The sequence below is a fragment of the Arthrobacter sp. MYb221 genome (assembly GCF_002979835.1).
Classification (GTDB): domain Bacteria; phylum Actinomycetota; class Actinomycetes; order Actinomycetales; family Micrococcaceae; genus Glutamicibacter.
The window spans coordinates 54885-69935 of the sequence record NZ_PCPW01000003.1; the positions used below are offsets into that span (position 1 = coordinate 54885).

The following is a 15051-nucleotide window of genomic DNA, read 5'->3' on the forward strand; positions in this document are numbered from 1 at the left end:
CGCCAATTCCACAATGATCGTAAAAATCGTGCTTATGTTTCCCAGTTTCAAGCAAAATCGGCAAACACTTTTTGATGAATATTTCCTACGCTTGCACTAGTACTGCTGGAACCATGAGGAGACACCTTGGATATCGCTCAACTAACCGGATTCCTCCTTGTCTCCATAACGCTCGCCTGCACTCCGGGTGCCGATTGGGCGTATATCATTTCTTCGGCCATTGGGCCCAAGGGATATTGCGCAGCAGTTTGGGGGCTACTCACCGGATATCTGTTTCATACCGCGCTACTGGTCTGCGGCGTAGCGGCACTTGTGGCCAGCTCGCCGCAACTCTTGCTATGGCTCACCATGGCCGGTTCCCTTTACCTTTTATGGCTTGGCGTCGTCACCCTCGCGAGCTGGAGGTCGGCGAAATTTTATGGCACCTCATCGCCTGCATCTTCCGAGTCCATGACTCCGGTGAATTCTTCAAGCGATCCCGCGGAGCTTCCCTTCGCGGCTACCGCCGTGCTTGCCAAAACCCGTCCGCTGCTGAAACCTGGCGGCCCATGGCGCGGCGCGTTTTTCAAGGGCCTTCTCACCAGCGGCACCAACCCGAAGGCTTTGCTACTTTACCTTGCGCTCATTCCCCAATTCATTGACCGCTCTGCCACCTGGCCGCTATCGCTGCAGACCGGAGCGCTTGGACTCACGCACTTCGCCGTGTCAGTCCTTGTGTATTTCTCGATTGCCTTCGCCTCGCGTCTTTTATTACGCTCACGTCCACTAGCCGCACGCATAGTGACCGCATCTTCAGGAATCATCATGATCGGACTCTCACTAGTTCTTATCTACGAACAGTTCCTCGGCTTCTAAATATTTCTTGAACACCGATCAAGACAATTGAACAGTGATCAAGTATGCTCTTTTCTCAGTGGTTGAATCGGCCACGAAGAACGCAGCCCTACCGCCAACTAGCCACTGGTGTTTTACTGGGCGAACAAGTACGTCGCGATGGAGCATTGTGGAACTACCAGAGATCCAACTTGAGCAGGTCACCGTCAGCTTCGAGGACCGCACCGTCCTAGCTGATATCAATCTGACGCTCAACGAACGTCGCATCGGAATCATCGGCGCCAACGGCGCAGGGAAAAGCACCCTGTCGCGATTGCTCAATGCTCTCGTTGTTCCCACCTATGGCACGGTGCGCGTAGGCGAAATGAATACCTCCAAGCATGCAAAACAGATACGCCGCGATGTAGGTTTCGTCTTCCAAAACCCGGCAAACCAAATCATCATGCCGCTGGTGGCCGATGACATTGCGTTCGGCCTGAAGAACCTAGGGCTGTCAAAGGCCGACCGCAAGGTCCGGGTCGAGCAAACGCTAGACGAGTTGAACATCAAGCATCTGGCGGACCGGGAAAGCCATACCCTTTCAGGGGGCGAGCAGCAGATGGTCGCGCTGGCCGCCGTCATCGCAATGCAGCCACGCACGATCGTCTTCGACGAGCCAACGACCATGCTCGATCTGCGCAACCGGCTACGCTTCCAACGCGAAATTGCGCAGCTTCCACAGCGCGCGATCGTGATCACACACGATCTGGAACTGCTAGAAGATTTCGATCGCGTTCTGGTCGTCACCGACGGAACCATTGCATTTGACGGCCTTCCAGCGGACGCCATCGCTCACTACCGTCAGTGGAGCCACGTATGATCGCGGCACACAATACCTCCTACCTGGCAAAGCTTCCTGCCGGACTAAAGTTTGGCGCGCTCTTGGCTATCAGCATCGGGTTGTACCTGATCCCAAGTTGGCAAGCGCTTGTCGTGCTGCTCATTGGCAGCCTCCTGCTGCTGTTCAGCGCGCGAGTGAAATTTCAGCAATTGCGCACCGCCTTGATCACCTTGTTGCTGATCCTCAGCTTTGTCTTTATTTCGCTGGGCATGCAGACCAACTGGGAAAACGCTTGGGTGTCCGTGCTTCGATTGCTCACCATGTGCATGTTCGCCTACGCCGTCAGCCTGACCACAACCTTCGACGCCATGCTGGAACTCTTTCAGCAGGTGGCCTCTCCCCTGCGTTATGTGGGCGCTAACCCGGCCCAAATTTCCTTGGGGCTATCTCTAGCCATTCGCTTCATTCCAGAGCTCAAGCGAGTTTATCTAGAAGTACGCGAGGCACAGCATGCGCGCGGGCTGGCCAACAATCCTTTGGCTGTGGCGGTCCCGCTGGTGATTCGCTCACTGCGAATTGCCGACGACACCGCCGAAGCACTGGAAGCTCGTGGGTACGACTCTGCCGACAAACTCAAATAACCTCGCCATCAGCTCTCGCAGCATCATTCGTTAGGACCCAACTATGGCAACTGCCACTTCTTCGCAAACCCGAAATACCGTCTACGTAGCTATTTTTGCTGCGATGATCGCAGCCATGGGACTTGTTCCCCCAATCGTGATTGGCATCGTTCCGGTGCCCATCACCTTGCAGACCTTAGGCGTCATGCTGGCAGGCGCGCTGCTCGGCCCCATCAGAGGCATGCTCTCCAGCCTGGTTGTGGTTGTCCTTGCCCTGGCAGGATTACCGCTCCTAGCAGGCGGCCGCGGCGGACTCGCGGTCCTACTCGGCCCAACCGGCGGCTACCTGCTCGGCTGGATCTTTGGCTCCTTGGTCATTGGCGTATTGTTCAAGTACTGGGTGCTTCGCCAGAAAAGCCAGGGCACGCGCATCGTGACCGGACTGCTTTCCATACTGTTGGGTGGAATAGGCATCATCTACCTCTTCGGAATTCCCTGGACTTCCGTGGTGACCGGCCTTGACCTTGGCACCTCTGCGCTCGGTTCCCTGGCGTTCATCCCCGGGGATCTGATCAAGGCAGTGGTCGCCACGCTCGTGGCCGTCACCGTTCACCGCAGCTACCGGGGACTCATGCGCTAGATCCATGAATCTCGCCAGCCAGCTGCAGCATCACGCGCTCACTCGTCCAGATCACCCGGCCGTAATCAGCATTTCCCAGGTAATCGATTACGCAACCCTGTACGCCTCGAGCCACGATTTGGCTCAGGCATTGCAGCGGGATCCACGCATTGGCCGTCGCGTAGGACTCTACTGCTCGGATCCAGTCGCATTGGCCATAGGATTCCATGCCTGCGTGCTCGCCGGGGTGAGCGCCATGATTCTCGATCCGACCTGGCCTGCCGAAAAGCTGAAGACCACGCTCACGCAATTCGGGTCTCCGAAGGTCCTAACGGATCAGCCCGGTGAAGCGTCGGTGACAGAGCTTGGCCACACGGCTCTAGGCGTGCGCACGGTATCGGATCCCAGCCATGCGCTTGCGGACCTGGCCACACAGGCCGGCTCCGACTCCGAGCTTTTGCTCATCTTCACATCCGGATCCACCGGCAGCCCGAAGGCAGTTGTTCGCACCCGCCATTCATGGGAGCAGTCCATCAGCCGGTGCGCGGGGATTCTCGGGGCCAGCGAAGATTCCACAACGCTTGTTCCCGGTCCGCTCGCTCATGGCCTCGGCCTATATGCGCTGGTTGAATCGGTCGCGCTCGGCGGCACCCTAGTGGCACCGGGACGTTGGCAGGCCGGGCACGTTCGGCGACTATTGCAGTCAACCAGCTGTAACCGACTGGTTGCAGTTCCTTCGCTCGTGCGGTTGCTGCTCCAGCAGATTCCACTCCAGCGGCTCTCCGGGCTGCGTCACGTGGTCACCGGCGGCGAAGCCCTGAGCCTGGATCTGGCCCAGCAGATCCTACAGCTCTCGAAAGACGTAAATTGCATCGAATACTTCGGCAGCAGCGAGCACAGCCTGATTGCCTACCGCCAGCGCAGCCTTGAAGAAGCCGAGGAGAGCCCTTTCATGGGGACGCTCTTCGACGGAGTCCGGGCACATTTGCATGCACAGAATGGCACCGACGGGACAGGTCGGCTCATGATTCGAAGTGCCTTCAACGCCATCGGTTATGACCCGCAGGGCTCGGGCCAGCTAGAACGCTGCGAGGAAGCGACCGGAATCGGAGATATTGCCCGCTTGCTACCCGGTCAACGTATTCAAATCCTTGGCCGCGGCGGCGAGATGATGAACATCAATGGAAACAACGTCTATCCTGCGGAGATCACCAGAGCGCTCGAAGCGGCAGGCTTGAGGCAGTCGCTCGTTCTGGCGCACCGCCTGGCCCACGGCAAGACGGTGCTGACCGCCTATGTGCAACTTGCTCTTCACCAGCCACTGCCCGATCCATCTTCGGTCTTGCAGGTACTCCGCGAGATTCTGCCCGTTTATAAAATTCCCCACGACGTAGTGTTTTTGCCTTCTTGGCCACTGACCGCCAGCGGCAAATGCGATATTCAAACTCTTCCAGCACCAACAACATCCGGACTGAGAAAGCTGCGCTTGCGATGAATGAAGCCTTGATCATAGCCGCCAGGCGCACGCCAGTGGTGCGCTCAAATAAGGAATTCGCTCGTCTCGGAGCCGACCAACTACTGGGCAAGGTCTTTGACGCCTTGTTGGAGGACACTGGAATCTCCCCTGCAGACGTGGACCACGTCTTCGCGGGAAACGCGGCAGGACCCGGCGGAAACATTGCGCGCGTCGCAACGCAGGTTTCTCGGCTGCCTGACTCCGTGCCGGCGACTACCCTCGATGCCCAATGCGCGAGCGCGTTGGAGGCAATCGCAGCGGCAGCCAGAATGGTGCGCTGCGGCGAGGCACGGGCGGTGATCGCTGGTGGTGTCGAATCGGTATCCACCGCACCTTGGCGAATGGAGAAGAATGGGGATCCCGCTTCTCCGCCACGGATCTATTCGCGCGCCCGTTTTACCCCACACCCGCAAGTCGACCCGGAAATGGGTGTGGCCGCGGAGAACATCGCCGCACAGTTCCAGATCTCCCGCACCGCCCAGGACGAGTTTGCCCTACGCAGTCACCAACGCGCGGTGCAAGCGCAGCAAGCCGGACGCTTCAACCAGGAAATCGTGCCGATTGGCACTCCTTCGGGAGTGGTCCAATCCGATACCTGCCCACGCGAGGGATTGTCGGCCAAGAAACTAGCCTCCTTGCGTCCCGCGTTCGTTCCCGGCGGTACCGTGACGGCAGGCAATTCATGCCCTATAAATGATGGGGCCGCAGCGGTGTTGGTTGTCGATGCAGAGCATTATGCACGACTTGACGCACGGTTTGCCCTGAGATATCTAGGAACTGGCACCGGGGCCTGCGACCCACAAATCCTTGGCATGGCAGCGGTGCCCGCGTATCAAAAGCTTGCGCAGCTGCTCGGCGTCGACCGGCTAGGCAAGGCGGAACTCATCGAGTTCAATGAGGCGTTCGCCGTCCAGGCCTTGGCTTGCCTTGCAGAGCTAGGAATTGGCGTCTCAACGGTTAACCGTGATGGCGGCGCGCTTGCCTTGGGACACCCCTACGGTGCCAGCGGGGCTTTGCTGGCCACCCGGCTCTTTTGGCAGGCACGGGCCACCGCACGCGGCGATGAACTCTGTCTGGCCCTCATGGCCGCCGCCGGTGGCACCGGTACGGCGATGGCTTTTGAATCGGTGTACACACAGCCCGACTAAAACCATCGGGCCAGGGACGGGGCTACAACCAGCGCAGATTCAACAAGCGGATTAAGAAAAGGCACCTTTCGAATCTTGAAAGATTCGAAAGGTGCCTTTTGGCTCTACAACTTAGATGTTGAACCCAAGGGCTCGCATCTGGTCGCGACCATCGTCGGTAATGCGTTCCGGACCCCAAGGCGGCATCCAGACCCAATTCAAACGATGCTCGTCGACAACGCTTTCCATCGCTTGGGCGACCTGCTCCTCGATAATATCGGTGAGCGGGCAAGCCGCGGTGGTCAGGGTCATGTCGAGAATAAGTGCGCCGTCTTCCGCGTACTTCAGACCGTAAAGCAGGCCCAAGTCGACGATATTAACACCGAGTTCCGGGTCAATGACGTCTTTGAGCGCCTCCTCTACGTCTTCCAACGGAGTCGTAGCGGCTCCCGTGCTCTGTTCGGTTGATTCACTCATGGAATTTACCTTACTAGGCCTTGACGTTGAGGAAGCGGTCGTAGCCTTCGTCTTCCAAACGATCTGCAAGTTCCGGGCCACCCTGCTCAGCGATGCGACCGTCAACAAACACGTGCACGTGGTCTGGCTTGATGTAGCGCAGGATGCGAGTGTAGTGGGTGATCAGCAAGGTGCCCATCTGGTTATCATCCTGAGCGCGGTTGACGCCCTCGGACACGGTCTTCAACGCGTCAACGTCGAGGCCCGAGTCGGTCTCGTCCAAGATGGCGAACTTAGGCTTGAACAGTTCCATCTGCAGGATTTCGACGCGCTTCTTCTCGCCGCCGGAGAAGCCTTCGTTGACGTTACGGCCAGCGAAGTCCGCATCGATCTTCAGCTTCGCCATGGCTTCCTTGACGTCCTTGGTCCAGGTACGCAGCTTCGGAGCTTCGCCGTCGATTGCGGTCTTGGCGGTACGCAAGAAGTTGGTCATGGTCACGCCGGGGACCTCGACTGGGTACTGCATGGCCAGGAACAGGCCGGCCTTGGCGCGTTCGTCAACGCTCATCTCCAGCACGTCGACGCCATCAAGGGTAATCGAACCCGAGGTGACCTTGTAACGTGGGTGGCCGGCGATGGTCGAGGCCAAGGTGGACTTGCCCGAGCCGTTGGGGCCCATGATTGCGTGGGTTTCGTTGGTGTTGATGGTCAGCGAAACACCCTTGAGAATTTCCTTCTCACCCTGCTCGGTGTCGATCGAGACGTGCAGGTCTTTGATTTCCAGAGTAGACATACGTCGTTCCGTTTCTATATCTAAAAGGCTGGTAGAACCGGCACTACCTAGAGGGTAGTGGTTGCCAATTCTTCTTCGATGGTGTCGGTCAGGCGCTCCTGGAGCTGCTCATCACCGATCTGCTGGACGATTTCGTTCAGGAAGCCACGAACCACCAAGCGGCGTGCGGTCTTCTCATCGATACCGCGAGCCATCAGGTAGAACAGGTGCTCGTCGTCGAAGCGTCCGGTGGTGGAAGCGTGTCCGGCACCGTCGATCAGGCCGGTCTCGATTTCCAGGTTAGGCACCGAGTCGGCACGGGTGCCGCCGGTGAGCACCAGGTTGCGGTTCGCCTCGTAGGAATCGGTTCCCACGGCAGCCTTCCGGATCAGCACGTCGCCAACCCAGACGGTGTGCGCGTTCTTACCCTGCAAGGCACCCTTGTACAGCACGTTCGACTTGCAGTTCGGTACCGCGTGGTCGACGAACAGGCGGTGCTCCAAGTGCTGAGCGGCGTCGGCGAAGTACAGGCCGTAGAGCTCGATCTCGGCGTGCTCTCCGGCAAAACGAGCCGAAGGGTTCACGCGCACCAGGTCGCCACCGAAGGTGACCACGATGTGCTTGAAGGTTGCGTCCTTGGCCACCGAGGCCTGCTGCGAGGAAGCGTGGATTGCATCCGATTCCCAAGCCTGCAGCGAGACAACGCGCAGACGAGCGCCCTGGCGAACATCGAATTCGATATTCTGCGCCAGCACTGCCGAGCCTACGTGGTCGATAACGACCATGGCTTCGGAGTTCTCTTCCGCCACGATGATCAGGTGCTGAGCCGCTGGATCCAGCGACTCACCGGTGATGCGCAGGACGCTCTTCACATCTTCGGCGTTAGCCGGGATGGTGAGCACCTGTGCGCCGTTGGAGTACTTCCAACTGTTGGCCGACACGCGGTCATCAGGGGTGAAGGCGTTGCCGCGGATCGCGTCGTCTGCCGCGACGGTGCGCAGCGAGACGTTGTCGGAACCGGTCAGTTCAACCTTCGGTGCCTTGCCGGTCAGTTCAGCGGTGTGCAGGCCACCGATGCGCTTGAGCGGGGTGAAGCGCCAGTCTTCTTCGCGTCCGGTCAACTTGGGGAAATCTTCGACGTTGAAGCTGGTCAAACGACCGGCACGTGAAGAATCCGTCACACCTTCGCCGCCGCCGTGGCTGTGGCTCTTGGCCGAGTCGCCGGCAAGTGGGGAGGTGGCGCTGTCGTTCAATGGCGAAAGGTTTTCGCCCTCTTCTGTGAAGCCCGGGATGGAGGGGGCGCCAATGCGCGCCTTCTCATCGGGAATCTGAGTAGTGGTCTCGGACATTCTTAGCCGACCGATCCTTCCATCTGGAGTTCAATAAGGCGGTTCAGTTCCAGCGCGTATTCCATTGGAAGTTCACGGGCGATTGGCTCAACGAAGCCACGCACGATCATCGCCATTGCTTCGTCCTCGGCCAGGCCGCGGGACTGCAGGTAGAACAGCTGTTCTTCGGAAACACGGGAAACCGTTGCCTCGTGGCCCATGGTCACGTCATCCTCGCGGACGTCGATGTATGGGTAGGTGTCCGAACGCGAAATCTGGTCAACCAGCAGCGCGTCACACACGACCGAGTTCTTGGTGCCCTTGGCACCCTCGCGAACCTGGACCAGACCGCGGTAAGCGGAGCGGCCACCGTTACGGGCCACCGACTTGGCGACAATGGTGCTGGATGTGTTCGGAGCGATGTGAACCATCTTCGAACCGGTGTCCTGGTGCTGGCCTTCGCCGGCGAAGGCGATGGACAGGGTCTCGCCCTTGGCGTGCTCGCCAACCAAGTAGACAGCCGGGTACTTCATGGTGACCTTGGAGCCGATGTTGCCATCGACCCACTCCATGGTGGCGCCCTCTTCGCAGACGGCACGCTTGGTCACCAGGTTGTACACGTTGTTCGACCAGTTCTGGATCGTCGTGTAGCGGACGCGGGCGCCCTTCTTCACGATGATTTCCACGACCGCCGAGTGCAGCGAGTCCGACTGGTAGATCGGGGCGGTGCAGCCCTCGATGTAGTGGACGTAGGAGTCCTCGTCGGCGATGATCAAGGTGCGCTCGAACTGACCCATGTTTTCCGTGTTGATACGGAAGTAGGCCTGCAGCGGGATCTCCACGTGTACGCCCTTGGGGACGTAGACGAAGGAGCCACCGGACCAGGTCGCGGTGTTCAACGAAGCGAACTTGTTATCGCCTGCTGGGATGACCGAGCCGAAGTATTCCTTGAAGATGTCTTCGTGTTCCTTCAACGCGGTATCCGTGTCGAGGAAGATGACGCCCTGGGCTTCGAGGTCTTCACGCAGCTGGTGGTAAACAACCTCGGACTCGTACTGAGCAGCTACGCCGGAAACCAGACGCTGCTTTTCAGCCTCTGGAATGCCTAGCTTGTCGTAGGTGTTCTTGATGTCTTCGGGCAGGTCTTCCCACGTGGTGGCCTGCTTTTCGGTCGAGCGAACGAAGTACTTGATGTTGTCGAAGTCGATGCCCGAGAGGTCTGGACCCCAGGTAGGCATCGGCTTGCGGTCGAAGTACTTCAAGCCTTTCTGGCGCAGCTCCAACATCCACTCAGGTTCTGACTTGAGGTTGGAAATGTTAGCTACAACATCGGCATCAACGCCGCGACGTGCATTCGCACCCGCGTCGTTCTTGTCTGACCAGCCGTATTCGTAATTACCGATTCCGTGGAGTTCGGGGTTCTTCTCCAGAATATCGGAAATTACACCTGGGTCGGCAGACTCCTGTGCAATCTGATCCGTCATCGCGGCCTCTCCTGCTTCGTGAACTTGATTCGAGTTCTCTTCTCAGCGCGTATTGGCGCCTTTCCGCGACCCACAGGGATGTGGGTCGTGCACACATGTCCGCCGCCGGCTAGCGTCGACAGCCTTCTCACGTCGACACCGACCAGCCGGGCAAACATTTCAGTTTCCATGTCGCAAAACACCGGAAACTCGCGTGCCAAATCTTGTATGGGGCAATGCCCCTGGCACAGCTGAACGCTGCGCATTAGTGCTGTTGAAACCTTCGCTTCAACCTTGCGGGTGTAGCCAACGAAACCATCGGAGCTAAGTAATTCGCTTAGCTTCGCTGCTCGCTCCTCCAACCCTTCAACACCGTCTAACGCTTTCGCATAGCGGCTTTCCATCGTCGCGAAACGGTCCTGGGCGAATTTGCGAATCGCATCTTCTCCCGCCGCATCCCCCAACACCTTAAGTGCCTGGGTGGCGATATCCAGGTAGTCATTGCCCAGTTTTGTCTGTCCCCGGTGCGAAAGTACGTACCGACGGGACGGACGGCCTGCGCCCGACTTCTGGTTGGCTACCAGCTTCACCTCTACCAGTCCGGATTTGGACAAGGCATCGAGGTGACGCCGAACCGCCGCGGGCGTGAACCCGAGCTTGGTGCCAAGCTCGGCTGCACTGACCGGTCCATCTTCAAGGACTGCGTTCAGAACTCGGTCTCGCGTGCGCTCCTCAGTATCCCCAACCGCGTCAACCGTAGTGCCAGTTGTGGTACTAGCTGTGTCTGAATTAGATGAATACACAACACAAGCATGCCTATATTTTTAGCCTACGTCTAGTAAGGAAGGACTTACTAAGGTAGAGCTTGTCACCTTGGAAATCTCGCGGATTTTCTCTTCCGCTACAACCATCATCCTCCGCACGCAAAACGAACTCGAGCCTTCGTGACAAAGGACTCAGAGCCCTTGACTTCGACATGACGTAGAATGCTGTGGTGTCTTCAGTTACTCCCAGCCTCATCATCAATGAGCTGAGCAAGGATCTGGGACCGGTTCCTGCGCTGAATAATCGCATGCTCAGGGTCCTGGATTCCGTCTCCCTCAAAGCTTTCCCCGGGCAGGTCACCACGCTTCTCGGCTCCAATGGCGCCGGCAAGTCAACGACCCTCGCCTGCGCCCAGGGGCTTATGCGCCCTGTAGGCGGAACGGTGCAATTGCTCGGCCAAGATCCCTACGGGGACAATCCGGCCCTCCGCTCGCGTGTCGGCGTAATGCTGCAGGACGGCGGGCTGCCTCCCTCGATGCGCCCGGTTCCGTTGCTGCGCCATGTCGCGGCCATGTACAAGAACCCAATAGATATCGATGCGCTGATAGTGCGTTTAGATCTCGAATCCTTTGGCAGCCGCACCATCCGCAGGCTTTCAGGCGGCCAAAAGCAACGCGTCGCTTTGGCCCTGGCGCTGGCCGGGGACCCCGAAGTCTTGTTCTTGGACGAGCCAAGCGCGGGTCTGGACCCACAGTCGCGTCAAGTAGTTTTCGATCTGATCAGCGAACAGCGCGACGCCGGCAAGGCGATCGTGCTCACCACCCATCTGATGGATGACGCGCAACGCCTGAGTGATTACGTGTACATCATCGACAAGGGCCGCACCGTTGCGCAGGGCACCGTCGCAGAATTGACGACGCTGGCCGCCGCCGAGCATGAGACCCGCCCCGTGGGTTTTGGCGCGGCACCTGGCCTCACGCTCCCGCAACCCCCCGCAGGCCTGCACTTGAGCGAAACCACTCCCGGCGAGTACCACTTGACCGGGGTGAGCACCGCGGAGCATCTGCACTGGCTCACCAGCTGGTGGGCACGCGAGGGAATCCTGCCTAAGCATATGAATCTGCAGGCACGTAGCCTCGAAGATGTTTTTCTGGAATTCGCGCAAAAGGAGGAACCCGCATGAGCCAGACTATTGCCAAATCCAACGCGGTTTCCACCCCCAAGCGCATCGCGCTCCAGGGCAAATACGAAACGATCATGATGCTCAGCAATGGCGAGCAACTAGTGCTCGCGGTGGTGCTGCCTATCATCGCCTTGTTCGGGCTGACCTTTACCGACTTGCTCGAAGGCGTTGCCCCGCGCAGCATTGATGCCGCCGTCCCGGGCGTGCTGGCCTTGTGCGTGATCTCTACAGCCTTCACGGGCCAGGGCATTGGAACGGGCTTCGACCGCCGCTATGGCGTGCTGCGGATGTTCTCCACGACTCCCCTGGGAAAGACCGGCCTGATTTTCGGAAAGGTCATCGCGGTGCTCACCGTGCTGGCCATCCAGGTAGTCCTCATCACCCTTGTGGCCTTGCTGCTCGGATGGGAGCCAAACCTGTTTGGAATCCTTCCGGCAATTTTATTCTTGCTTCTCGGAGCAGCCGCCTTCACCGCCCTGGGGCTGTTGATTGCGGGCACCGTTCGCCCCGAAGCCACCTTGGCAATCACGAATTTGGCGTGGATCCTGCTCGCCGGCGTGGGCGGGGTGCTCTTCCCGCTGAGCATGGCGCCGCATTGGATCCAGCCGACCCTGGACGCCTTGCCCTCTGCCGCACTCGGCGACGCCATGCGCTCGGCGCTCATTGAAGGCCGGTTCAGCATCGCAAGCGTAATCTTCTTGGTGCTTTGGGCCGCCGCTGGTTCATTTGCCGCCATCAAACTATTCAAGTGGAACTAACCAGAACACCATGAAGGGGAGATTTCCATGTCTTCAGACCTAGCTAAACGAAGCTGGGCTTCCAAGTTGCTCGCCAAGATCGGTGACCTCTTCGGAATCATTGTCGCTGCCGCCGTCGCATGGCTAGGCACTATGCCGCCGAAGGTCACCCGCATCGTCCACGGCCTGGCAATTGCCTCCTTGGTTTCGCAGATTGGGATCATCGTCACCGGTGGTGCGGTGCGATTGACCAAGTCCGGCCTCGGCTGCTCGCACTGGCCCAACTGCGTCCCGGGGTCGATGACCCCGGTTCCAGAAATGGGCTACCACGGGCTGATCGAGTTCGGGAACCGCCTGCTGACCTTCGTCCTGCTTGCAATTGCCGTGGCTTTCTTAATTTCAATCTGGAATATGCGCAAGAGCCACCCTTCGATCTTCAAGCTCGCAGTGGTGCTGCTGGCGGGCATTCCGGCTCAAGGCGTGATCGGCGGCATTACCGTCTGGACGGATCTGAACCCCTGGGTTGTTTCTCTGCACTTCATACTTTCGGGCACGCTGGTTTGCCTGGCGACGATCTTGGTCAACCGAACCCGCCGCGAGCTGAAGCATGACATCACCCCGCCAACGACGAAGACCATTGGGCAATTCGCGACGGCCGCTTGGGTCCTGTCGATGCTTGCCGTCATCATGGGGACGATCGTGACCGGAACCGGCCCGCACGCCGGCGACGCCACCGCTCCCCGGCACCTCTTCGATCCCCTGCTGGTCACGCGCATGCACACGGCCCCGGTGTACTTGCTCGTCCTTGCCACGGTGATCGTCCTGGTGCTGGCCTACCGCACCGGAGGCAACGCCAAGCTCCGTGCGGCCAGCTGGTGGTTAGTCCTCGTCATTGCCCTGCAGGCGGCCCTCGGTTACATCCAGCATTTCACCGGGCTCCCCATCGGCTTGGTCCTTCTGCATATGCTCGGTGCGAGCCTGCTGATGGTCGCCTCCACGAACCTCTGGGATCGTGCGGCCAGGCTGCCGAAGAGCGACCGCGTCGAGCAGCACTAACTTCGCAGGCAGTATGGCAAAAGGCTGGAAACCACCTGGTTTCCAGCCTTTTCTCTACCCTCATTCGCTAGCGCATGCTCTGCGAAGCAAACTTTCCAACAGCCCCTAACGCAGCAGCCCGTAGCATCCGAAGGCAAGAAGCAGTCCCCCGTCGAATCCCGCGACCAATAGTGGGTCACTGCGTAAATGAGCACGATGGCCTCCGCCACGGCCAAGTGACGGGATGCTAGAGCGATAGCAGGGGCACGAGCGGTGGGATACCTCCGTCGAAGCTCCACCGCTGCCAAGCATTTCCGGAAGCAGCATCGACGACATACGGATCGGGTCCGCAGAGACAAAAATCCCCGCCTCCAACTCAATGGAAGCGGGGATTTCAGAGTATTACTTAGCCAAACAGCGGGCTGCCGACGAACGGGTCAATAGCCAGCGCCAGGAACACGATCGATAGGTAAGTGATCGAAATATGGAAGACCTTCATGGCCTTGCGATTCATCTCGGCAGGGCTGTGATCGCGCTGAGCTTCGCGGTAGAGCACATGTGACTCGTAGACGAACCATGCGCCTGCCCCGCCGGCAATCGCGGTGTAGACGATGCCCGCATATCCCATGGGCAGCAGCAACAGGGAGCAGACCACCGTGGCCCAGGCATAGAGAACTACCTGCACCGAAACACGGCGGGCGTTGGCTATCGCTCCAAGCATCGGCACCGAGGCGGCGTTGTAATCATCTGCATACTTCATGGACAGTGGCCAGTAGTGCGGCGGGGTCCAAAGGAAAATCACCAGGAATAGGATGATCGCTGGCCATTCCACGGTCTCGGTGACCGCCGCCCAGGCGATAAGGACCGGCATGCAACCGGCAATGCCGCCCCAGACGATGTTCTGCGAGGTGCGGCGCTTGAGGATCATCGTGTAGAGAACTACGTAGAGAAGGATCGCGGCAAGTCCCAGGGCCGTGGCCAGCGGATTGGTGCCGAACCAGAAGACTACGAGCGATGCGATCGCCAAGACCCAAGAGAAGATCAGGGCCTCGCGCGGGGTGACGTCACCGGTAACCAAAGGCCGCCCCTTGGTGCGCTTCATCAACTTATCCATGTCGCGATCGAGGTAGCAGTTGAATGCGCTTGCCGCGCCGGCGGCCATGGCACCGCCAAGAATGGTAGCAACCATCAACCAGACGGCAGGGAAACCGCGCTCTGCGAAGATCATTGTCGGCAAGGTGCTCACCAGGAGCAGCTCTACGACGCGAGGCTTGGTGAGCGCCAGATAGGCACGGGCCTTGCGCTTGGCAAAATCCCCAGCATTTTCGTCAGGTTGGCGCGATGAGCGCGGTACTAACGATCCGGCGACGCTAAGAGTCTTCAATTAAACGCACTCAGTTCTACACGGGTACAAGACAGACACCACTTATTCTACGACGAATAGAACTCAGACGGTAGTTGCTTGATGTAAGTATTCAAGGCCAACTCCGTGATTCCGGTCATCTTTACCCCCTCCGACATCATCCAGGAGCAGCCGCGCACGCTTCGCAATGCTGGACGACCTCCGCCAGCCGGCACCCGCGCCGCGCGGCGGCACCGCCATCCCGTCCCGAAAAAACAAGCTCCAAAGTTTGTAATTCTAAGACAAACAAGAATATAACGTTGTTGACCAAAGGTTTTCCCAAGCTTCAAACGCAACCTCGCCTGGATGTCCAGTGCGCTCGGCGCGATAACCATTTCCCCACGGCCCCCGCCCGGCCACGGCGCGGCATTCGC

General features: G+C 59.0%; 15 protein-coding genes. 9 read left to right on the plus strand and 6 right to left on the minus strand.

Going from position 1 to position 15051, the window contains the following annotated elements; all coding sequences use genetic code 11:
• The first annotated feature begins 126 nt into the window (after positions 1-126).
• From CQ015_RS04785 to CQ015_RS04810, 6 genes are all read left to right on the plus strand, one after another.
• On the plus strand, positions 127-855 hold the full coding sequence (locus tag CQ015_RS04785) for a LysE family translocator (protein WP_105649515.1): 729 nt from the start codon (positions 127-129) through the stop codon (positions 853-855).
• A 148-nt stretch (positions 856-1003) separates the two neighbouring features.
• Positions 1004-1693: an energy-coupling factor ABC transporter ATP-binding protein gene (locus CQ015_RS04790; RefSeq protein WP_105552290.1), complete on the plus strand. Its 690-nt coding sequence runs from the start codon at positions 1004-1006 to the stop codon at positions 1691-1693.
• Positions 1690-2295, plus strand: coding sequence for an energy-coupling factor transporter transmembrane protein EcfT (locus CQ015_RS04795; protein WP_096285104.1), 606 nt, complete (start codon positions 1690-1692; stop codon positions 2293-2295). Before CQ015_RS04790 ends, CQ015_RS04795 begins: the two co-directional genes overlap by 4 nt.
• Before the next feature lie 43 nt (positions 2296-2338).
• The gene (locus CQ015_RS04800) at positions 2339-2914 is read left to right on the plus strand and encodes a biotin transporter BioY (RefSeq protein ID WP_096285106.1); all 576 of its coding nucleotides are present in this window, start codon (positions 2339-2341) and stop codon (positions 2912-2914) included.
• Between the two features lie 4 nt (positions 2915-2918).
• Positions 2919-4388: a class I adenylate-forming enzyme family protein gene (locus tag CQ015_RS04805; RefSeq protein ID WP_105649516.1), complete on the plus strand. Its 1470-nt coding sequence runs from the start codon at positions 2919-2921 to the stop codon at positions 4386-4388.
• Entirely contained in the window at positions 4385-5557 is a 1173-nt protein-coding gene (locus CQ015_RS04810; RefSeq protein ID WP_219844290.1) for a thiolase family protein, read from the plus strand. The genes CQ015_RS04805 and CQ015_RS04810 overlap by 4 nt, the downstream gene beginning before the upstream one ends.
• 111 nt (positions 5558-5668) lie before the next feature.
• Here CQ015_RS04810 and CQ015_RS04815 read toward each other — a convergent pair whose 3' ends face one another.
• The 5 genes from CQ015_RS04815 to CQ015_RS04835 are packed head-to-tail and all read right to left on the minus strand — an operon-like array spanning position 5669 to position 10358.
• On the minus strand, positions 5669-6013 hold the full coding sequence (locus CQ015_RS04815; protein ID WP_096285112.1) for a metal-sulfur cluster assembly factor: 345 nt from the start codon (positions 6011-6013) through the stop codon (positions 5669-5671).
• 13 nt (positions 6014-6026) lie between these two features.
• Positions 6027-6785 (minus strand): Fe-S cluster assembly ATPase SufC, encoded by a 759-nt coding sequence (gene sufC / locus CQ015_RS04820; RefSeq protein ID WP_096285114.1) that lies wholly within the window; start codon positions 6783-6785, stop codon positions 6027-6029.
• 47 nt (positions 6786-6832) lie between these two features.
• Positions 6833-8113: a Fe-S cluster assembly protein SufD gene (sufD, locus tag CQ015_RS04825; protein ID WP_105649518.1), complete on the minus strand. Its 1281-nt coding sequence runs from the start codon at positions 8111-8113 to the stop codon at positions 6833-6835.
• A 2-nt stretch (positions 8114-8115) separates the two neighbouring features.
• Positions 8116-9576: a Fe-S cluster assembly protein SufB gene (gene sufB, locus CQ015_RS04830; RefSeq protein WP_105552294.1), complete on the minus strand. Its 1461-nt coding sequence runs from the start codon at positions 9574-9576 to the stop codon at positions 8116-8118.
• A complete protein-coding gene (locus tag CQ015_RS04835) occupies positions 9573-10358 on the minus strand; it encodes a metalloregulator ArsR/SmtB family transcription factor (protein WP_105552295.1) in 786 nt (261 codons plus the stop codon). Before CQ015_RS04835 ends, sufB begins: the two co-directional genes overlap by 4 nt.
• 188 nt (positions 10359-10546) lie before the next feature.
• Here CQ015_RS04835 and CQ015_RS04840 point away from each other — a divergent pair, with 188 nt between their 5' ends.
• The 3 genes from CQ015_RS04840 to CQ015_RS04850 are packed head-to-tail and all read left to right on the plus strand — an operon-like array spanning position 10547 to position 13296.
• Positions 10547-11503, plus strand: a complete 957-nt coding sequence (locus CQ015_RS04840; protein ID WP_105568940.1) for an ABC transporter ATP-binding protein — start codon at positions 10547-10549, stop codon at positions 11501-11503.
• Complete coding sequence (locus CQ015_RS04845) at positions 11500-12261, plus strand: ABC transporter permease (protein ID WP_105568939.1); 762 nt, start codon at positions 11500-11502, stop codon at positions 12259-12261. Before CQ015_RS04840 ends, CQ015_RS04845 begins: the two co-directional genes overlap by 4 nt.
• A gap of 27 nt (positions 12262-12288) precedes the next feature.
• A complete protein-coding gene (locus CQ015_RS04850; RefSeq protein ID WP_105649519.1) occupies positions 12289-13296 on the plus strand; it encodes a heme A synthase in 1008 nt (335 codons plus the stop codon).
• Positions 13297-13681: 385 nt separating this feature from the next.
• Here CQ015_RS04850 and CQ015_RS04855 read toward each other — a convergent pair whose 3' ends face one another.
• Complete coding sequence (locus tag CQ015_RS04855) at positions 13682-14659, minus strand: heme o synthase (protein WP_105649520.1); 978 nt, start codon at positions 14657-14659, stop codon at positions 13682-13684.
• Between the last annotated feature and the right edge of the window lie 392 nt (positions 14660-15051).